The organism is Serinibacter arcticus, from assembly GCF_003121705.1.
Taxonomy (GTDB): Bacteria; Actinomycetota; Actinomycetes; order Actinomycetales; family Beutenbergiaceae; genus Litorihabitans.
In genome coordinates this window covers 3,587,530-3,604,915 of record NZ_PYHR01000002.1, presented here as the reverse complement: position 1 = coordinate 3,604,915, position 17,386 = coordinate 3,587,530, and the positions used below count along the sequence as shown (strand labels likewise).

The window sequence follows — 17,386 nt, the reverse complement described above, 5'->3', positions numbered from 1 at the left end:
ATGGTCGGATGCCTGATGGCCCCCTGATCGTCCAGTCCGACAAGAGCCTGCTGCTCGAGGTCGACCACCCCGACTCCGGCGCGTGCCGCCGCGCGATCGCCCCGTTCGCCGAGCTCGAGCGCGCCCCGGAGCACGTCCACACCTACCGGTTGACCCCGCTCGGCCTCTGGAACGCCCGCGCCGCCGGGCACGACGCCGAGCAGGTCGTCGACACCCTCGTGCGCTACTCGCGCTACCCGGTGCCGCACAGCCTGCTGGTCGACGTCGCCGAGACCATGTCGCGCTACGGGCGGCTGCAGATCCTCTCCGACCCCGCGCACGGGCTCGTGCTGCACGCGCTCGACCGCGCGGTGCTGGAGGAGGTGCTCCGCTCCAAGCGCACCCAGGGCCTGGTGGGCACGCGGCTCGACGACACCTCCGTCGTCGTGCACCCGTCCCAGCGCGGCCACCTCAAGCAGGTGCTGCTCAAGCTCGGCTGGCCGGCGGACGACCTCGCCGGGTACGTCGACGGCGAGGCGCACGACATCGCGCTGGACGAGGACGGCTGGGCCATGCGGCCCTACCAGGCCGAGGCCGTGGAGACGTTCTGGCACGGCGGGTCGGGCGTCGTCGTGCTGCCCTGCGGGGCCGGGAAGACGATCGTGGGGGCCGGCGCGATGGCCGCCGCCAAGGCGACCACGCTCATCCTCGTCACGAACACCGTCAGCGCGCGGCAGTGGCGCGACGAGCTGGTGCGGCGCACGACGCTGACCGAGGACGAGATCGGTGAGTACTCCGGCGCCCGCAAGGAGATCCGCCCGGTCACGATCGCCACGTACCAGGTGCTGACGATGAAGCGGAAGGGCGCCTACCCGCACCTGGAGCTTCTCGACGCGCGCGACTGGGGCCTCGTGCTCTACGACGAGGTGCACCTGCTGCCCGCGCCCATCTTCCGGATGACGGCGGACCTGCAGGCGCGGCGGCGGCTCGGGCTGACCGCGACACTCGTGCGCGAGGACGGCCGGGAGGACGAGGTCTTCTCCCTCATCGGGCCGAAGCGCTACGACGCCCCGTGGAAGGACATCGAGGCGCAGGGCTACATCGCGCCGGCCGACTGCGTCGAGGTGCGGCTCTCGCTCCCGGAGACGATGCGGATGACGTACGCGACGGCGGAGCCCGAGGACCGCTACCGGCTCGCCGCCACCGCGCCGGGGAAGATCGCGGTGGTGCGGCAGCTGCTCGCCAGGCACCCCGACGAGCAGACGCTGGTCATCGGGCAGTACCTGGACCAGCTCGACGAGCTCGCCGAGTCCCTCGGGGCGCCCGTCATCACCGGGGCGACGACGGTGACGCAGCGGCAGAAGCTCTACGACGGTTTCCGGTCGGGCGAGATCCGGGTGCTCGTGGTCTCGAAGGTCGCGAACTTCTCGGTCGACCTGCCGGAGGCGGCGGTGGCGATCCAGGTGTCCGGGGCGTTCGGGTCGCGGCAGGAGGAGGCCCAGCGCCTCGGTCGGCTGCTGCGCCCGAAGGGCGACGGGCGGTCGGCGCACTTCTACGCGGTGGTCGTGCGGGACACGGTCGACGCCGACTTCGCCGCCCACCGCCAGCGCTTCCTGGCGGAGCAGGGCTACGCCTACCGGATCGTGGACGCGGAGGACCTGGACGCGACGGTCGACTGACCGGTACGGCCGGCCCGTCCCGCACGAGTGCTGCGGTGGTTGCGGTTGCCGATACGTCATCCGCAACCACCGCAGCACCGGTGTGGTGACGGACGGGTTCGGCGGACCTCTGCCGGTCAAGAGAGTCGGCCGGCGCGGTGGAGCTCGCGACGGACGATCGCCACGAGCCGACCGTCGAACAGGTCGCTCCAGCTCACGTGGTGCACGACGTGGCCGAGCCCGATCAGGGCGCTGTCACGCGCGTTGTCCCGCGTGATCTGACCCGTCTGACGATGGTGTGCTCCGTCCATCTCGATGATCAGCAGACGACCGTCGCCGAGCTCCCACACGAGGTCGCACCGCGCGACGAACTCCCCCCACTGGTCGAGGACCGTGCGCTGGAGATCGTCCGGCGGAACACCGCTGTCGTGGCACACCAGACGGGCACGGGTCTCCGCCGGCGACTCCGACCTGCCGTCGACGAGGGGCAGCCACTCCCGGAGCGCGCACACGCCCGGCATCGCCGTCAGGAGATGGAGGAGCGTCGGCAGGTCCGAGGCTCGGAGCCGGCCCGTGTTCAGAGCGCTGTCCACCAGCGAGACGGCCTGGTCGCGTGATAGTCCGGACAGTCCCTGCTGGAGCGCCCACAGCGGACCGGACGTGAGCACACCGTCGAACCCGACCACCTTCGGGTGGCCCGCGATGTCCTCCCGACGGGTCAGTCGACGCTGTCGCACACCGGGCTGGACCCGCAGCGTGCCGCCCTCGAGCCGGGTGAACTCCGGCACGTAGCGAAGCGGGGCCCCCTGCACCCCGAGCCACGAGAGCGCGGCGAGTCCGACGAGCATCCCTCGATCGCCGGCTGCGAGCGCCGCGACCTGCGCGCGCTGCCTCGCCCGCTCCGGCCAGTCGCTGTGATTCACGAGACCTGGCACGACGAGGACGACGCCGCGAGCCACCGCGGGCCACAGGCCGCGACGGACGAGCCTCGTGATCTGGAACGCGGACATGCCGTTCTCCTCGCACTGCCGGCGGGTGGCGAGGCCCCGCTGCCGCGTTGCGAGCTCGATGAGTGCGGGAGGTGGGGACCCTCGACGGCCTCGGGCCACCATCCCCGGTTCGGTCAGCGCTGCCAGCGGATCGTCGTCCATGGCGCCATCGGAGCAGCACCGCCGGGGCCGCGGGCCCGAGACCGGACCCGATGTGGACGCACGGACGTAGGGACGACCTGGGGACAGCTCACGGCCAGGCGCACCCCCGCCGTCGTCCCCCGAACCGCTGCTGCGCTGGTTGCGGTTGGCCGACCGTCAACCGCAACCAGCGCAGCAGCGGTCTGGGGATCGGGGTCGGGAGGACCCGGAACGACGACGGGCCCCGCACCCGGAGGTGCGGAGCCCGTCGTCGTGGACCAGGGTCGGTCAGTGGCCGACGGCGACCGGACCGCCCGAACCGAGATCGGCCGGACGGCGCAGCGTCGTGGCGACCACGGCCGCGAGCGCCATCACGGCAGCCCCGACCCAGAACGCCGTGTGCACGCCGCCCGACAGCGCGGCGACCTCGTCGGTGCCGACCGCCAAGGCCGACTCCTCGCGGATCGTCATGATCGCGACGAACGCCGCGGTCCCGGCCGCGCCGGCGAGCTGCTGCATCGTGCCGATGGCGGCCGAGCCGTGCGGGACCAGGTGGCCGGTGAGCGAGCCGAGCGCGAGCGTGAACATCGGCGTGAACACCAGCGCCATGCCGAGGCTCATGAGGATGTGCGCGCCCAGGACGAGCCACGCCTCGCTGGGGCCGGCCGCCAGCAGCGCGAGCGCCGCGGAGCTCGCGACCAGGCCAGGGACCACGAGCGGCCGCGGGCCGATGCGGTCGTAGACCCGGCCGACGACGGGGCCGAGCAGACCCATCGCGAGCGCGCCGGGCAGCATCAGCAGGCCGGTGGCGAGCGGGTCGAGACCGAGCACGCGCTGCACGTAGAGCGGCAGCAGCATCATCACGCCGAACATCGAGAACATCGCGAGGCACATGAGCACGACGGCGGTCGCGAAGCTCCGTACCGTCATCACCCGCACATCGAGCAGGGCGCGGTTGTCGCGCGCCAGCACCAGCTGGCGCCGCACGAACAGCGCCAGCGCCGCGACACCCCCGACGAGCGGGACCCACACCGGGACGACCGGGTCCGACTGCGCCGCCTCGCCCAGGCCGGAGAGGCCGTAGACGAGGCCGCCGAACGCGAGCACCGCCAGCGGCACGGAGATCAGGTCGAGCGGGATCGGGCTCGGCGTGCTGGCGTCACGCACCCAGCGCCAGCCGCACACGAGCGCGACGACCGCGATGGGCAGCACGATCGCGAAGATCCAGTGCCACGTCAGACCGCGCAGCACGAGGCCTGACGCGCTCGGGCCGAGCGCCGGGGCGGCGGCGATGACGAGCGCGACGTTACCCATCACGCGGCCGCGCTGGGACGGCGGGACGATCCGCATCACGGTCGTCATGAGCAGCGGCATCATGATCGCGGTGCCGGACGCCTGGACCACGCGGGCCCCGAGCAGGATCTCGAAGGAGGGGGCGAACGCCGCGAGCGCCGTGCCGACGCTGAACGCCGACATCGCCACGAGGTAGGCCCGGCGGGTGCCGAGGCGTCCGAGCAGCCAGCCCGTCGTCGGGATGACCACGGCCATGGTCAGCAGGAACGCCGTCGTCAGCCACTGGCCGGTCGCGGCCGTGATGCCGAAGTCGTCCATGATCGGAGGCAGCGCCACGCCCATGGTCGTCTCGTTGAGGATGACGACGAACGCCGACACCAGCAGCAGGACCAGCAGCCGCAGATTGGCGGGCGTGAGCCGCTCGGGAGCGGGCTGGGCGTCGTGGGCGACCTCGACCGCGACGACGTCGGCCACGGCCTCGGTCGACTCGGGAGTCGCGCCGGACGCCGCCGTGAGGGCGCGGTCGGAGCTGGTGGTGGAGGTCATGCGGTGCCTGTCGTTCGCCGGATGCATCACGGTGTTGACGCGTGCGGTCCAACGAACTCATCGGTCCCGGCATTCCCCTCGAGGCGTGATCCGCGTCTCCACCCGCGCCCCGGCACCGGCGGCCCGGGACCAGGTCGGTCGTTGCGCCCGGTCCGCCCGCAGGCGAGGATCGGGGGCATGAGTGCTCGCGGTACGACGACGTCCCTCCCCTCGCCGCTGCTCGCGCGGGTGATCGCGGTGCTCGGGCTGGCGCTCGCCGCGCTGGCCCTGGCGCTGGGCCCGCTCGCGCCCCGCGCCGAGGCCGCCGAGCCGTTCCGGCTCGCGCAGCCGATCGTCGACGAGTCCACCGCCGGTGTTCTCGGCGACGGCGCGGACGCCCAGGCCGCCGTCGACGCGCTGGCCGCCTCGGGCGACCTCCGGCTCTGGGCCGTCTACGTCGACTCCTTCGACGGCGTGAACTCGGTGGACTGGGCGAACGAGGCCGCCGACATCTCCTCGCTGGGCGACAACGACCTCCTCCTCGCCGTCGCGGTGGACGACCGCGCCTTCGCGCTGTCCGCCACCGACTCGGTCTCCGACGGCACCTACGACCGCGCCTACGACGCCGCCGAGGACGCGCTCCGGGGCGCCGCGAACGACGGTGCCCCGTGGAGCGACGCCGTCGTCGCGACGGCGGAGGCCCTCCAGGGCGGGTCGGGCTCGGGCGGCGGGGCGACCGGGCTCGTCGTCGGGGGCGTCGCCGTGGCGGCCGTCGGGGCGGTCGGGTACGGCATCTACTCCACGCGCAAGCGCCGGACGGCCGGCGGCGGTGCGGGCCAGGGCGACCGGGGCGGCGTCCCGACCGAGCAGCTCGTCCAGCAGGCCGGTCCCGCGCTCGTGGCGATCGACGACGACCTGCGCGAGTTCGAGCAGGAGCTCGGGTTCGCCGAAGCCCAGTTCGGTACCGACGCCACGCGCGACTTCGCCGCCGCGCTCGCCCGCGCCAAGGCCCAGGTCGGCCAGGCGTTCGCGCTGCGTCAGCAGCTCGACGGCGTGGCCGCGACGGACGAGCCCGCGCGCCGTGGCATCGCCACGCAGATCCTCCAGGTCTGCCAGGGCGTCTCGGCCGACCTGCAGCAGCAGTCGCAGGCGTTCGAGAAGCTGCGGCAGGAGCAGAGCGACGTGCCCACGACGCTGGCGACCCTCGCCCGGCGGATCGAGGAGCTGCGCGGTCGCATCGAGCCGGCTCGCGCCACCCTGGCCAACCTGGCCGTGCAGTACCCGGCGACGGCGCTCGCGTCCATCGGCTCGAACCCCGACCACGCCTCGCAGCTCCTCGAGGGCGCCTACGGCACGGTCGTCACCGGTCAGGAGCAGCTCGCCGCGGGCGACGCCGGTTCCGCCGTCGCCCAGGCACGCGTCGCGCAGAACGCGCTCGCCCAGGCCACCACGCTGCTCGACGGCGTGGAGCGCGCCCAGCAGGACCTCGCCGACGCGGCGGGGAGGATCCAGGCCGCGAGCGCCTCGGTGCAGTCCGACCTGGCCGACGCCGACCGCCTCGCCCCCGGCGACCCGGCCCTGGTCGGCCCCGTCACGGCGGCCCGCTCGGCGCTGACGGCCGCGTCCGCCGCGACCGAGCCGGGCGGCGACCCCCTCGGGGCGCTCGCCGCGCTGGCGGACGCCGAGACGGCCCTGGACACGGCGCTCGCCCCGCGACGGGAGGCGGCCGAGGTCGCGCAGCGAGCCTCCGCCCAGATCGGCGAGCGGTCCGCGCGCCTGGAGAGCGGCATCCGGGCCACCAACGAGTACATCGACGCCCGCCGCGGTGCCGTCGGTCCGGAGGCCCGCACGCGGCTGGCCGAGGCGATCCGCCTGCTCGGCGTCGCCCACGAGCAGGGGGCTAGCGACCCGCAGCGCGCGGTCGCCACGCTGCAGCAGGCCGAGCAGCTCACCGCCTCGGCGAGCCAGCTCGCGCAGCAGGACGTCGCCCGCTGGGAGCAGCAGCAGGGCGGCGGCTACGGCTACGGGGGCTCCGGCAACCGGGGCGGCGGGATCGACCTCGGCTCCCTCATCCTCGGCGGCATGCTCGGCGGCTCGGGGCAGCGCCGCTCGACCTGGGGCAGCTCGTGGGGCGGCGGCTCGTCCTGGGGCGGTGGCGGCTCGTCCTACGGCGGTGGCCGCTCCAGCAGCAGCCGGCGCTCGTCGGGCAGCAGCAGCCGGCGCTCCAGCGGCGGCAGCAGCCGCCGGTCCTCCTCGGGCGGCTCCCGCGGCCGCTCGCGCGGAGGCCGCTTCTAGCCGTCGCCCCTCCCGCCGGACACCCGTCGGGCCCGATCACGTGGGCGTCGGCACCAGCCGCCGCCCGTCAGGCAACCGCCCGTCGGGCGGTCCACAGGAAGGAAACACGCATGGCAGAGAAGCAGACGATCCTCGGACGCATCAGCCAGCTGGCCAAGGCGAACATCAACTCGCTCCTGGACCGCGCCGAGGACCCGGAGAAGATGCTCAACCAGCTCATCCGGGACTACACCAACAACATCGTCGAGGCGGAGAACGCGATCGCCCAGACGATCGGCAACGTGCGCCTGGCCCAGGCCGACCTCGAGGCCGACCGCGCCGCCGTCACCGAGTGGGGCGCCAAGGCCTCGGCCGCGGCCGCCACCGCCCAGCGCAAGGCCGCCGAAGGCAACGCCGCCGACGCCGAGCGCTTCACGCAGCTCGCCCGCCTGGCGCTGGGCAAGCAGCTCTCCTTCGAGCGCGAGGTCTCCTCGAGCGAGCCGCTCGTGGCGTCGCAGGCCGACACCGCCGAGAAGCTCAAGGCCGGCCTGGCCGGCATGAAGGACAAGCTCGGTCAGCTCCAGAGCAAGCGCGACGAGCTCGTGGCGCGCGCCAAGGCCGCGCAGGCGCAGCGTCAGGTGCAGGAGTCGATCGGCTCGATCAACGTCCTGGACCCGACGTCGGAGCTGTCCCGCTGGGAGGACGCCGTGCGTCGCGAGGAGGCCCAGGCCGCCGGTCACGCGGAGATCGCCGCCTCGAGCTTCGAGTCGCAGTTCGCCGAGCTCGAGACCGCGAGCGACCAGACGGAGATCGAGCTCCGGCTCGAGGCGCTGCGCAACCCGGGCGGCGTCCTGCCGGCGGCCGGCACGCAGGACCAGATCAGCTCCTCCTGACCCGACCCCCGCTCCACGAAGCCGTCCGGCCCGGCACCTCCTGCGAGGTGGCGGGCCGGGTGTCGTTAGGGTGAGCGCATGGAGCCCACGACGACTCAGCGCCGGACCTATCTGCTGGTGGACGGTGAGAACATCGACGCCACCCTGGGCATGAGCGTCCTGGGCCACCGTCCCGCCCCGGAGGAGCGCCCGCGCTGGGAGCGCGTGACCAACTACGCGCAGGCGCTGTGGGACCAGCCGATCACGGCGCTGTTCTTCCTCAACGCGTCCTCGGGCCAGATGCCGATGGGCTTCGTCCAGGCGCTCCTCGCCCTCGGCTACCACCCGATCCCGCTGTCGGGCAGCTCGAGCGAGAAGGTCGTCGACATCGGTATCCAGCGCATGCTGGAGGCGATCTCCACCAACGGCGGCGACGTGCTGCTGGCGAGCCACGACGGGGACTTCCTGCCCCAGGTCGAGCAGCTGCTCGAGGGCGACCACCGCGTCGGGCTGCTCGCGTTCCGCGAGTTCGCCAACGCCCGCTTCACCGAGCTGGTCGAGGACGGCCTGACGATCCACGACCTCGAGGACGACCTCGGCGCGTTCAACGCTCCGCTCCCCCGCGTCCGGATCATCCCGATCGGCGCCTTCGACCCGATGCGCTACCTGTAGGTCGCACCGCACGGACCCGCCGCCCAGCACGACCATCACGTCGCCCCGACGCGGTGTCCAGGCGACACCCAGGAAACTCTCAGTCCGCGGGGGCACACTGGTGCCATGGCCACGCCCACGTCCGCGCCCGAGGCGCGCATCGTCGTCGTCGACGACGAGCCCAGCCTCCGCGACCTCCTGGTCGCCTCGCTCCGGTTCGCCGGCTTCGAGGTGGCGACGGCGGCGAACGGGCACGACGCGCTCGAGGTCGTCACGCAGGTCGAGCCCGACCTCGTCGTGCTCGACGTGATGCTCGGCGACATCGACGGCTTCGAGGTGACCCGCCGCCTCCGCGAGCGCGGGATCCGCGTGCCCGTCCTGTTCCTCACGGCGCGCGACGACGTCGCCTCCACGGTGGCCGGCCTCACCGTCGGCGGCGACGACTACGTGACCAAACCGTTCAGCCTCGAGGAGCTGGTGGCGCGGATCCGGGCCGTCCTGCGCCGCACCCAGGACGCCCCCGACGACTCGGCGATCCTGCGGTACGCCGACCTCGAGATCGACTCCGACGCCCGCGAGGTTCGCCGCGCCGGTCGCCTGATCGACCTCTCCCCCACCGAGTTCGAGCTGCTGCGCTACCTGACCGCCAACGCCGGCCGTGTGCTGTCACGCGCCCAGATCCTCGACCACGTCTGGGACTACGACTGGCGCGGCGAACCGACGATCGTGGAGTCCTACATCTCCTACCTGCGCCGGAAGGTCGACGCGCCCGATCCCGGGACGCCCGACGCCGCGGCCCCCGTGCCGCTCATCCACACCCGCCGGGGCCTCGGGTACGTCCTCAAGACGCCGTGACGGCCTGGCGGCAGCTGCCGCTGCGGGTCCGGCTCGTGGTGCTGTTCTCGGTCCTGCTCACATTCGCCCTCGTGGCGGTGGGTGGGCTCGCCCTGACGCTCCTGAAGAGCTCCCTGGTGCGCGAGGTCGACTCCCAGCTCGATCGTGCCGCGCAGAGCCTGGTCGACGTCGCCTACTCCGACCTCGTCCCGACCGGGGTGCAAGATCCCGTCAACTCGGCGCTGCCGACCGACTACGCCGTCGTGCTGGCCCGACCTGACGGCACCGAGATCCAGCGCTGCGTCGCCGGACCGTGCACGCGCGGCAGCCTGCTGGGCGGCTCGAGCGTCGCGACGGCGGGACCCGAGCTCGGTCCGCTCGACGTCGACTCGGTCGCCCTGCTCGCCGGCCGCCCCTTCACCGTGCCCGGCCTGGACGGGGGGTCCTGGCGCGTGGTCGTCGCGCCGGTGACGGCTCCCGACGGCTCGGTGACGGGGACGGCCGCCGTCGCGCTCCCGCTGACCGCCGTCAACGCGACGATGGGCGTGATGGCCGGTGCGCTGCTCGCCGTCGGGGGCGGTGTGCTGGCGCTCGCCGCGATCGCCACCTACATCGTGGTCCGCTCCAGCCTCCAGCCGCTGCGACGCATCGAGACGACCGCGGCCCGCATCGCCGCCGGCGACCTGGCCCAGCGGGTCGAACCCGCCCCGCCGACGACGGAGGTCGGCTCGCTCGCCACCTCGCTCAACACGATGCTCGGCCAGGTCGAGACCTCCTTCCACGCCCAGCAGGCGAGCGAGCAGCGCATGAAGGCGTTCGTCGGGGATGCGAGCCACGAGCTGCGCACGCCGCTCGCGACGCTGACGGGGTACGCCGAGCTGTACCGGATCGGGGGCATCCCGCCGGAGGAGGTGCCCGGCGTGATGAAGCGGATCGAGACCTCCTCCGTCCGGATGACGGCCCTCGTGGCCGACCTGCTCTCGCTGGCGCGGCTGGACCAGGGGGTCGGGATGACCCCCGTCCCGCTCGACGTCGAGGCACCACTGCGGGACGCCGCCCGCGATCTCGAGGTCCTCGACCCGACCCGCGCGGTGACCGTGCGGGTCGACACGACGCGTCAGGTCCTGGCCGACGACGCCGCCCTGCGCCGGATCCTCACCAACCTCGTGGCCAACGCCGCCGCATACTCCCCCGACGGCAGCCCGGTCGAGCTGACCGCGGTGGACGACGGCGACGTCGTGCGGCTCGCCGTCGTCGACCACGGCCCGGGCGTCCCGGAGGCCGATCGGCTGCGCATCTTCGAGCGCTTCGCACGCCTCGACTCCGGTCGGACCCGTGACGCCGGAGGGTCGGGCCTCGGGCTGTCGATCGTGGCCGGGATGACGGCGGCGCTCGGGGGACGCGTGCGCTGCGACGCCACCCCGGGCGGCGGGGCGACGATGCAGGTCTGGCTCCCGACCGCGACCTGACCCGCGGACGAGGCGGCCTCCGAACGACGTGACGCGACCCGTCGGCCGCGGGGCTACGATGGCTCCCGCTCAGGTCCCGAGACAGAACTGGATGGGCGTCATGGGCGTGATCGAAGCGCCGCAGTGGTTGGTCCCCGCCTTCACGCGCAGTGCGAAGGCGATCGGCGCCGACGCCCCGACCGACGAGATCGCCGCGGTGGCCGAGGCCCTGATCGCGAGCTGGTCCAGCCCCGACCGGTTCCACCACGCGATCAAGCACCTCGTCGACGTCCTGGCCAGCATCGACCAGCTCGCCGAGGAGACGCACGACCCCGACGTCGTGCGGGTCGCCGGCTGGTACCACGGCGCCGAGTTCACCGCCCTCGCCCGCGCCTCCTACGCGCACAAGGGCGGGGAGGACACCATGGCGAGCGCCGAGCGGGCCCGCCGTGAGCTCCCGGCCATCGGCGTCGCGGACGCGACCGTCGAGCGCATCGCGACGCTGATCGCACAGATCCACCGCCACTCGGCCTCCACCGTCGACGTCGACGCCCAGGCCCTCAGCGACGCCGACCTCGCGGGGCTGGCGTGCGAGCCTCAGAAGTACGCGGCGTACCGCAAGAACATCCGCGCCGAGTACGCGCACATCCCCGCCGAGGACTACCTCGAGGCCAGGATCGCGATCCTGCGCAAGCTGGTCTCCCGGCCCCAGATCTTCTGCTCGCCGATGGGCCGCCAGTGGGAGGAGCCCGCGCGGGAGAACATCACCGCCGAGCTGTCCAAGCTCAGCTCGGAGCTCGAGCGCGTGGAAGCAGCCTCGCAGGGGCCTGACGCCGATGCCGAGGCCGCGGTGCTCGACGGCCAGTCGATCGTCACCCGGGTTTCCGCGCGTGGTCCCCGTGACGGACTGTCCCCAGCCTCGCCGTTCGACGACGGGTCCACCTCCACGCTCGGACGCTCCCCGCGACCCGACCCGCGTTCCTAGTCTCGGTCCCGACGGCGCCTCCCCGACCGGGACGGCCGGGGTGACAGCGCCGGTCCGAGGAGGACCCATGACCGCATACACCGTCGACGCCGAGGCCGTCGCCACCGCAGCCCGCAGCACCCGCACGTCCGGCGCCACCATCTCCGCGGAGGTCGCCGCGATGATGACGCACCTGACGTCGCTCGAGACCACCTGGCAGGGGTCCGCCTCCACCCAGTTCGCGGCCCTGGCCGCGCAGTGGCGCGGCACGCAGTCGCAGGTGGAGGCGAACCTCGACGCCATCGCGCTCGCGCTCGACAACGCCGCCCGGCAGTACACCGACACCGAGACCAATGCGACGAGGCTCTTCACGATCGCGTGAGGGCGGGTGCCGGGGCGTGGTTCGGGGCGGGTCGGCCCGCTCACTAGGCTGCTCCCGTGGCCGTCCTCGTCGATCCCCCGGCGTGGCCCGCGCACGGCACCCTGTGGTCGCACCTCGTCTCGGACACCTCGCTGGCCGAGCTGCACACGTTCGCCGCGCTGGCGGGGGTGCCGGCGCGCTCGTTCGACGTCGACCACTACGACGTGCCGGCGTCCCGCCACGCGGAGCTCGTCGCCCGTGGCGCCGCGCCCGTGTCGGGGCGGGACCTGATCCGCCGGCTCGTCGCCGGCGGGCTGCGCCACCCGGAGCGGCGCCGCCTCGCCGAGGACGCCTGGCTGCGCGAGCACTGGGCCGGCCTGGCCACCGGCCCGTCGGACGGTTCGGGGTCCGTCTCCTGGGAGGCCGTCGGCGCGAACCTCCTGGCCAGGTGGTCCGAGCCGGGTCGGCTGCACCACGGCCGCACCCACCTGCGCGAGGTGCTCGACGGTGTCGCTGACCTCGCCCTGGCCGAGCGTGCAGCGCCGCGGACCGTGCGCACGGCGCTGCTCGCGGCGTGGTTCCACGACGCCGTGCACGCCTCGGGCCGACGGCGGGAGGCCGTGCCCGTCGGCGACGCGCTGGTGGACGACGAGGAGGCCTCGGCGGCGCTCGCGCTCGAGATGCTCGACGGTGATCGCGACGCCGCGGAGGTGGCACGGCTCGTGCGACTGACCGCGACGCACGAGGTCGCGCCCGACGACAGGGCCGGAGCCCTGCTGAGCGATGCCGACCTGGCGGTGCTCGGGGCCGACGCCCCGCGCTACGCCGACTACGCCGCCGGCATCCGTCAGGAGTACGCCCACGTGGCCGACGACGTCTTCGCTCCGGCGCGCGCCGCGATCCTGGACCGGCTGCTGGAGGGCGAGGTGTTCGTCACCGCCGCGGCCCACGTGCGATGGGAGGCACGCGCGCGGGCCAACCTGCGCGCGGAGGTCGTGGCGCTGCGCGACCGACCCGCGGGAGGCATTTCGGGGTCACGGTGAACCCGAATGCGTGTTCCGCCCTAGAGTGGAACGACTGCACCGGCCGATCGGAGCCGTGAACGAGAGGACCGACATGCCCCCGCGCACGGCACCGAACCAGCCCGGCTTCGACCCGGGACGCCTGTCGTCGGGCCCGAGGAGCGCCGAGCGCCGAGCCGGCAACCGCGAGTGGATCGCCGCCATCGTCCGAGCCAGCCCCGGGACCACGCGGGCCGACCTGATGATCGAGACGGGCCTGTCGCGCTCGACCGTCAAGACCGTCGTGGCGGAGCTGATCGCCGACTCGCTGCTCGCCGAGGAAGGGACGGGCGAGCCCGACCGGACCGGAAGCGGCCGCCGGCCGGCCCTCCTCTTCCCGGTCCTCCCGCACGTCGCGCTCGCAGCCGTCCGACTCGGGCACGACCGTGTCGAGGTGGCCCTGGGCGACATGCTGGCGCAGGTGACGGACCACCTCGAGGCCGAGGTGGCCCCGGGCGCGGCCCCCGCCCGATCGCTCGACGTCGCCGCCGACCTGTTCGTCCGGCTGCTGGCCCGTCGGGATCCGGACGCCCCCGACGTCGACGCCGTGGTTGCCGCCCTCCCGGGTCCGATCGACCACGACACGGGCACCGTCGGCAGCCCGAGCGTCCTGACGGCCTGGTCGGGGATCGACGTGCGCACGGAGCTGGGACGTCGGCTGGGGCGTCAGGTCCACGTGGACAACGACGCCAACCTCGCCGCGTGGGCGGAACGCCTCACCGGCGTCGGCCGCGACCTGGAGGACTTCCTCTACCTCGAGGTCTCGCGCGGCGTCGGCGCCGGCCTCGTGCTGCGCGGCGGCGTCTACTCCGGCCACGCGGGCTACGCCGGCGAGATCGGCCACAACCAGGTCGACCCCATGGGCCCGCTGTGCCGCTGCGGGCAGCACGGGTGCGTCGAGGTGATGGTCAACGCCGTCGAGATCCTGCGGCGGCTGCGTCAGGTCAACGACGCCGGACCGGACGACCCCCGCGGCATCGCCGACTTCCGGGACGAGGTGAGCGCTCGGGTGCTGCGCGAGGCGGGGTCCACCCTGGGCAGCGTCGTCGCCGCGACGTGCAACGTGCTCAACCCCGAGGCCGTCGTCGTCGGAGGGGACCTGCTGGGAGCCCACCCGGCCTATCACGAGGGCCTCGCCGCGGCGATCGAGCGGCACACCCAGCCGGTGGTGGCGCGAGGCGTGCGGGTGATCTCGGCGTCGGTCGCGAGCGCGCCGCTCGTGGGAGCGCTCGTGCGTGCGGGCCATGTGGCGCTCGGTCACGAGTACGAGGCGGAGAGCGCGGGCCGGCACCTCCCCCGGAGCTCCGAGAACCGTCTGGTGTACCGCGGCTTCCTGCGCGCCTGACCGCGACACGCGAGCGCGACACGCCGCTCAATCTCAACCACCTGGTCGGGATGCCCTGACCGCTCCGCCGCCCCGTCGACCCCGGATTCCCGCCGCTGGCGGGCTCGCCGACCGGCGTGCCGCGCTCGCCCGCACCGGCGATCAGGTCCCATCTGAACCTTGCGCCCGCAGAACACCGTGCCTACTGTTCCATTCGGGGCACCCCCGACCCCGAGAACCCTGATGCAAGGATGCACCGATGGATTCGTCAACCCGAAAGATCCTGACCAGCCGGAGGCTGGGAGCCCTGGCGGCCGTTGCCGTCGCCCTCCCCCTCGCCGCCTCGGTCCCCGCAGCTGTGGCGGCCCCCGCACCCGCTGTGGAGCAGCCCGAGCTCGGCAGCCGGAGCGGTGAGATCCTCACCGTCGACGGCCTGCAGTTCCGCGACCTCGACCACAGCGGCGACCTGACGCCGTACGAGGACTGGCGCCTGACCGACAAGGAGCGCGCGGCCGACCTCGTCTCGCGGCTCACGTTGGCCGAGAAGGCCGGCCTTCTCATGCACGCCAGCCTCACCTCCCCCAGCAGCGCGCCCGACACCTACGCGCTCGAGGACGGCGTCGGTCCGTTCGGGCCGTCGGTGGGGTTCAAGACGATGCTGCAGCAGCGTCACATCTCGACCTACATCTCGCGCATGTCGCCCGAGACGTCGCAGCTCGCCGACCAGCACAACCTGCTGCAGGAGCTGGCGGAGGCCGAGGACTGGGGCATCCCCGTCCTCATCAGCACCGACCCGCGCTCGGGCTTCACCGACTCCTTCGGTGTCTCGGTCACGAGCGGCTCGTTCACGCAGTTCCCCGACGCGATCGGCATGGGCGGGCTCGACGACGTCGAGGCCACCGAGGCCATGGCCGAGATCATCCGCGAGGAGTACGTCGCCGTCGGTATCCGCGAGGCCCTCTCCCCGCAGGCCGACATCGCCACCGAGCCCCGCTGGACCCGTGCCAACGGCACGTTCGGCTCCGAGGGCGTCTCCGCCGGCGAGCACGTCGGCGCCTACGTGCGCGGCCTCCAGGGCAGCGACACCGAGCTCGCCTCGGACGGCGTCGCCACGGTCGTGAAGCACTGGGTGGGCTACGGCGCCCAGGCGAACGGCTACGACAGCCACTACTCCTACGGCCGGTACGCCACGTTCCCCGGCAACAACTTCGACGAGCACGTCGTCGCGTACGAGAAGGCGTTCGAGGCCGGAGCCGCCGGCATCATGCCCACCTACTCGATCCTGCAGAACCTCGAGCTCGAGGGCACGCTGCTGGAGCAGGTCGGCGCAGGCTTCAACTCCTACCTCCTGCAGGATCTCCTGCGCGAGGACTACGGCTTCGACGGCGTGGTCACCTCCGACTGGGCGATCACCGAGACCTGCGGCCCGGTCTCCTGCACGAACAACCGCCCGCCGACCCCGTTCTACATCGTCTCCGACGGCTTCGGCACCCCGTGGGGCATGGACTCCGCGACGGTGACCGAGCGCTACGCGAAGGCCATCAACGCCGGCACGGACGTCATCGGCGGCGCCGACCAGCCCGTCAACATCGTCAATGCCGTCACCTCCGGGCTGCTGAGCGAGGAGCGCGTCTCCGAGGCGGCCGAGCGGGTCGTCGAGCAGAAGTTCCTGCTGGGCCTGTTCGAGAACCCGTACGTCGACGCGGTCGAGGCGACCGCCGTCGTCGGCTCCCCCGAGCACCGCGCCGTCGCCCTGGACATCCAGGAGCGCTCGACGACGCTGCTCACCAACTCGGAGGACCTGCTCCCGCTGTCGGGAACCGCGGGCGCGACCGCCTACCTGTACGGCATCTCGCCCGAGGCTGCGACCGCGGCCGGCTTCGTGCCGGTGACGGACCCGGCCGAGGCCGACTACGCCTTCGTCCGCCTGACCGACCCCGCCGGCAACTGGCGCGGCGGCGAGGCTGCCCTGGTCGCCGACCCGGACAACTACTACAACCTCGACTACAACGGCACCGAGCCCGCCCACCAGGCGCTGCTCGCGGCGCACGACGCCGGCGCCGTGACGATCGCACTGCCGCAGCTCTCGCGCTCGCTGATCCTGGGCGACGTCGTGGAGCACTCCTCCGCCGTCCTGGCCCACTACGGAGCGTCGGACGAGGCGCTGCTGAACGTGATCGTCGGCGACGCCGAGCCGGAGGGCACCCTCCCGTTCGAGCTGCCCTCGAGCATGGCGGACGTCGCCGCGCAGGCCTCCGACCTGCCCAACGACACGGCCGACCCGCTCTTCACCTACCGGCACGGGCTGTCCTACGACGCTCCGGCGTTCACCGACGTCCCGCGCGGCTCGCAGTTCTTCCAGGAGATCGCGTGGCTCGTGAACGAGGGCATCGCCACGGGCTGGGCCGAGTCCGACGGAACGGCGACCTTCCGTCCGCTGACCCCGGTCGCGCGTGACGCGATGGCCGCGTTCCTCTACCGCGCCGCCGACGTCGAGGGCTACACCGCACCCGCCGTCTCGCCGTTCGTGGACGTCAGCACGAGCAACCAGTTCTACACGGAGATCGCCTGGCTGCACGAGGCCGGCATCTCCACCGGTTGGGAGAACGCCGACGGCACCCGGTCCTTCCGACCGCTCGAGCCGATCGCCCGGGACGCCATCGCGGCCTTCCTGTACCGGTACGCGGCCGGGTCCGGCTACCAGGCGCCGTCCACGTCGCCCTTCACGGACGTCGCACTCTCCGACCGGTACTACACGGAGATCGCGTGGCTCTACGAGTCGGGGATCGCGACCGGCTGGCAGGGCAACGACGGCAGCAGCACGTTCCAGCCGCTGAGCAGCGTCAAGCGGGACGCCATGGCCGCGTTCCTGTTCCGCCTGCAGCAGCTCTGAGAACACCGCCGCGAGGGCGGTCCCCCGTGGGGAGGTCGGTGCCGGGTGCACCGTCCTCCCGCGGGCGGGCCGCCCTCGCGGCGTCCCGTCACCGGTCCCCCGCCCGACCGAGGAGCCCT

At 73.3% G+C, this 17,386-nt stretch carries 13 protein-coding genes; 11 read left to right on the top strand and 2 right to left on the bottom strand.

The window, feature by feature from the left end; translation table 11 throughout:
- The first annotated feature begins 8 nt into the window (after nucleotides 1–8).
- Entirely contained in the window at nucleotides 9–1,658 is a 1,650-nt protein-coding gene (locus tag C8046_RS16010; RefSeq protein WP_109230301.1) for a DNA repair helicase XPB, read from the top strand.
- 116 nt (nucleotides 1,659–1,774) lie between these two features.
- Here C8046_RS16010 and C8046_RS16005 read toward each other — a convergent pair whose 3' ends face one another.
- A complete protein-coding gene (locus tag C8046_RS16005) occupies nucleotides 1,775–2,647 on the bottom strand; it encodes a hypothetical protein (protein WP_235866363.1) in 873 nt (290 codons plus the stop codon).
- Between the two features lie 408 nt (nucleotides 2,648–3,055).
- The gene (locus C8046_RS16000) at nucleotides 3,056–4,606 is read right to left on the bottom strand and encodes an MDR family MFS transporter (RefSeq protein WP_109230299.1); all 1,551 of its coding nucleotides are present in this window, start codon (nucleotides 4,604–4,606) and stop codon (nucleotides 3,056–3,058) included.
- A gap of 177 nt (nucleotides 4,607–4,783) precedes the next feature.
- On the opposite strand from C8046_RS16000, the gene C8046_RS15995 reads away from it, so the two are divergent.
- The 10 genes from C8046_RS15995 (at nucleotide 4,784) to C8046_RS15950 (ending at nucleotide 17,267) form a co-directional block, all read left to right on the top strand.
- On the top strand, nucleotides 4,784–6,880 hold the full coding sequence (locus C8046_RS15995; protein ID WP_158277241.1) for a TPM domain-containing protein: 2,097 nt from the start codon (nucleotides 4,784–4,786) through the stop codon (nucleotides 6,878–6,880).
- Between the two features lie 110 nt (nucleotides 6,881–6,990).
- Nucleotides 6,991–7,752 carry a PspA/IM30 family protein gene (locus tag C8046_RS15990; protein WP_109230297.1) on the top strand — a complete coding sequence of 254 codons (762 nt, stop codon included), beginning with the start codon at nucleotides 6,991–6,993 and terminating at the stop codon, nucleotides 7,750–7,752.
- 78 nt (nucleotides 7,753–7,830) lie between these two features.
- Nucleotides 7,831–8,403: an NYN domain-containing protein gene (locus tag C8046_RS15985; protein WP_109230296.1), complete on the top strand. Its 573-nt coding sequence runs from the start codon at nucleotides 7,831–7,833 to the stop codon at nucleotides 8,401–8,403.
- A 105-nt stretch (nucleotides 8,404–8,508) separates the two neighbouring features.
- Nucleotides 8,509–9,237 (top strand): response regulator transcription factor, encoded by a 729-nt coding sequence (locus C8046_RS15980; protein ID WP_109230295.1) that lies wholly within the window; start codon nucleotides 8,509–8,511, stop codon nucleotides 9,235–9,237.
- Nucleotides 9,234–10,685: a sensor histidine kinase gene (locus tag C8046_RS15975; protein ID WP_109230294.1), complete on the top strand. Its 1,452-nt coding sequence runs from the start codon at nucleotides 9,234–9,236 to the stop codon at nucleotides 10,683–10,685. The genes C8046_RS15980 and C8046_RS15975 overlap by 4 nt, the downstream gene beginning before the upstream one ends.
- A gap of 100 nt (nucleotides 10,686–10,785) precedes the next feature.
- The gene (locus tag C8046_RS15970; RefSeq protein ID WP_199224502.1) at nucleotides 10,786–11,649 is read left to right on the top strand and encodes a hypothetical protein; all 864 of its coding nucleotides are present in this window, start codon (nucleotides 10,786–10,788) and stop codon (nucleotides 11,647–11,649) included.
- A 67-nt stretch (nucleotides 11,650–11,716) separates the two neighbouring features.
- Complete coding sequence (locus tag C8046_RS15965; protein ID WP_109230293.1) at nucleotides 11,717–12,010, top strand: WXG100 family type VII secretion target; 294 nt, start codon at nucleotides 11,717–11,719, stop codon at nucleotides 12,008–12,010.
- A 56-nt stretch (nucleotides 12,011–12,066) separates the two neighbouring features.
- Nucleotides 12,067–13,032: a DUF4031 domain-containing protein gene (locus tag C8046_RS15960; RefSeq protein ID WP_109230292.1), complete on the top strand. Its 966-nt coding sequence runs from the start codon at nucleotides 12,067–12,069 to the stop codon at nucleotides 13,030–13,032.
- 73 nt (nucleotides 13,033–13,105) lie between these two features.
- Nucleotides 13,106–14,395, top strand: a complete 1,290-nt coding sequence (locus tag C8046_RS15955) for an ROK family protein (RefSeq protein ID WP_146197190.1) — start codon at nucleotides 13,106–13,108, stop codon at nucleotides 14,393–14,395.
- A gap of 238 nt (nucleotides 14,396–14,633) precedes the next feature.
- Entirely contained in the window at nucleotides 14,634–17,267 is a 2,634-nt protein-coding gene (locus C8046_RS15950) for a glycoside hydrolase family 3 N-terminal domain-containing protein (RefSeq protein ID WP_109230290.1), read from the top strand.
- Nucleotides 17,268–17,386: the final 119 nt, after the last annotated feature.

What these genes read in the sequence shown, in the direction of transcription:
- C8046_RS15995 (WP_158277241.1), top strand. Translation starts at nt 4,784, where the DNA reads ATGAGTGCTCGCGGTACGACGACGTCCCTCCCCTCGCCGCTGCTCGCG.
- C8046_RS15980 (WP_109230295.1), top strand. Translation starts at nt 8,509, where the DNA reads ATGGCCACGCCCACGTCCGCGCCCGAGGCGCGCATCGTCGTCGTCGAC.
- C8046_RS15990 (WP_109230297.1), top strand. Translation starts at nt 6,991, where the DNA reads ATGGCAGAGAAGCAGACGATCCTCGGACGCATCAGCCAGCTGGCCAAG.
- C8046_RS16005 (WP_235866363.1), bottom strand. Translation starts at nt 2,647, where the DNA reads ATGTCCGCGTTCCAGATCACGAGGCTCGTCCGTCGCGGCCTGTGGCCC.
- C8046_RS15955 (WP_146197190.1), top strand. Translation starts at nt 13,106, where the DNA reads ATGCCCCCGCGCACGGCACCGAACCAGCCCGGCTTCGACCCGGGACGC.
- C8046_RS16000 (WP_109230299.1), bottom strand. Translation starts at nt 4,606, where the DNA reads ATGACCTCCACCACCAGCTCCGACCGCGCCCTCACGGCGGCGTCCGGC.
- C8046_RS15970 (WP_199224502.1), top strand. Translation starts at nt 10,786, where the DNA reads ATGGGCGTGATCGAAGCGCCGCAGTGGTTGGTCCCCGCCTTCACGCGC.
- C8046_RS15965 (WP_109230293.1), top strand. Translation starts at nt 11,717, where the DNA reads ATGACCGCATACACCGTCGACGCCGAGGCCGTCGCCACCGCAGCCCGC.
- C8046_RS15950 (WP_109230290.1), top strand. Translation starts at nt 14,634, where the DNA reads ATGGATTCGTCAACCCGAAAGATCCTGACCAGCCGGAGGCTGGGAGCC.
- C8046_RS15985 (WP_109230296.1), top strand. Translation starts at nt 7,831, where the DNA reads ATGGAGCCCACGACGACTCAGCGCCGGACCTATCTGCTGGTGGACGGT.
- C8046_RS16010 (WP_109230301.1), top strand. Translation starts at nt 9, where the DNA reads ATGCCTGATGGCCCCCTGATCGTCCAGTCCGACAAGAGCCTGCTGCTC.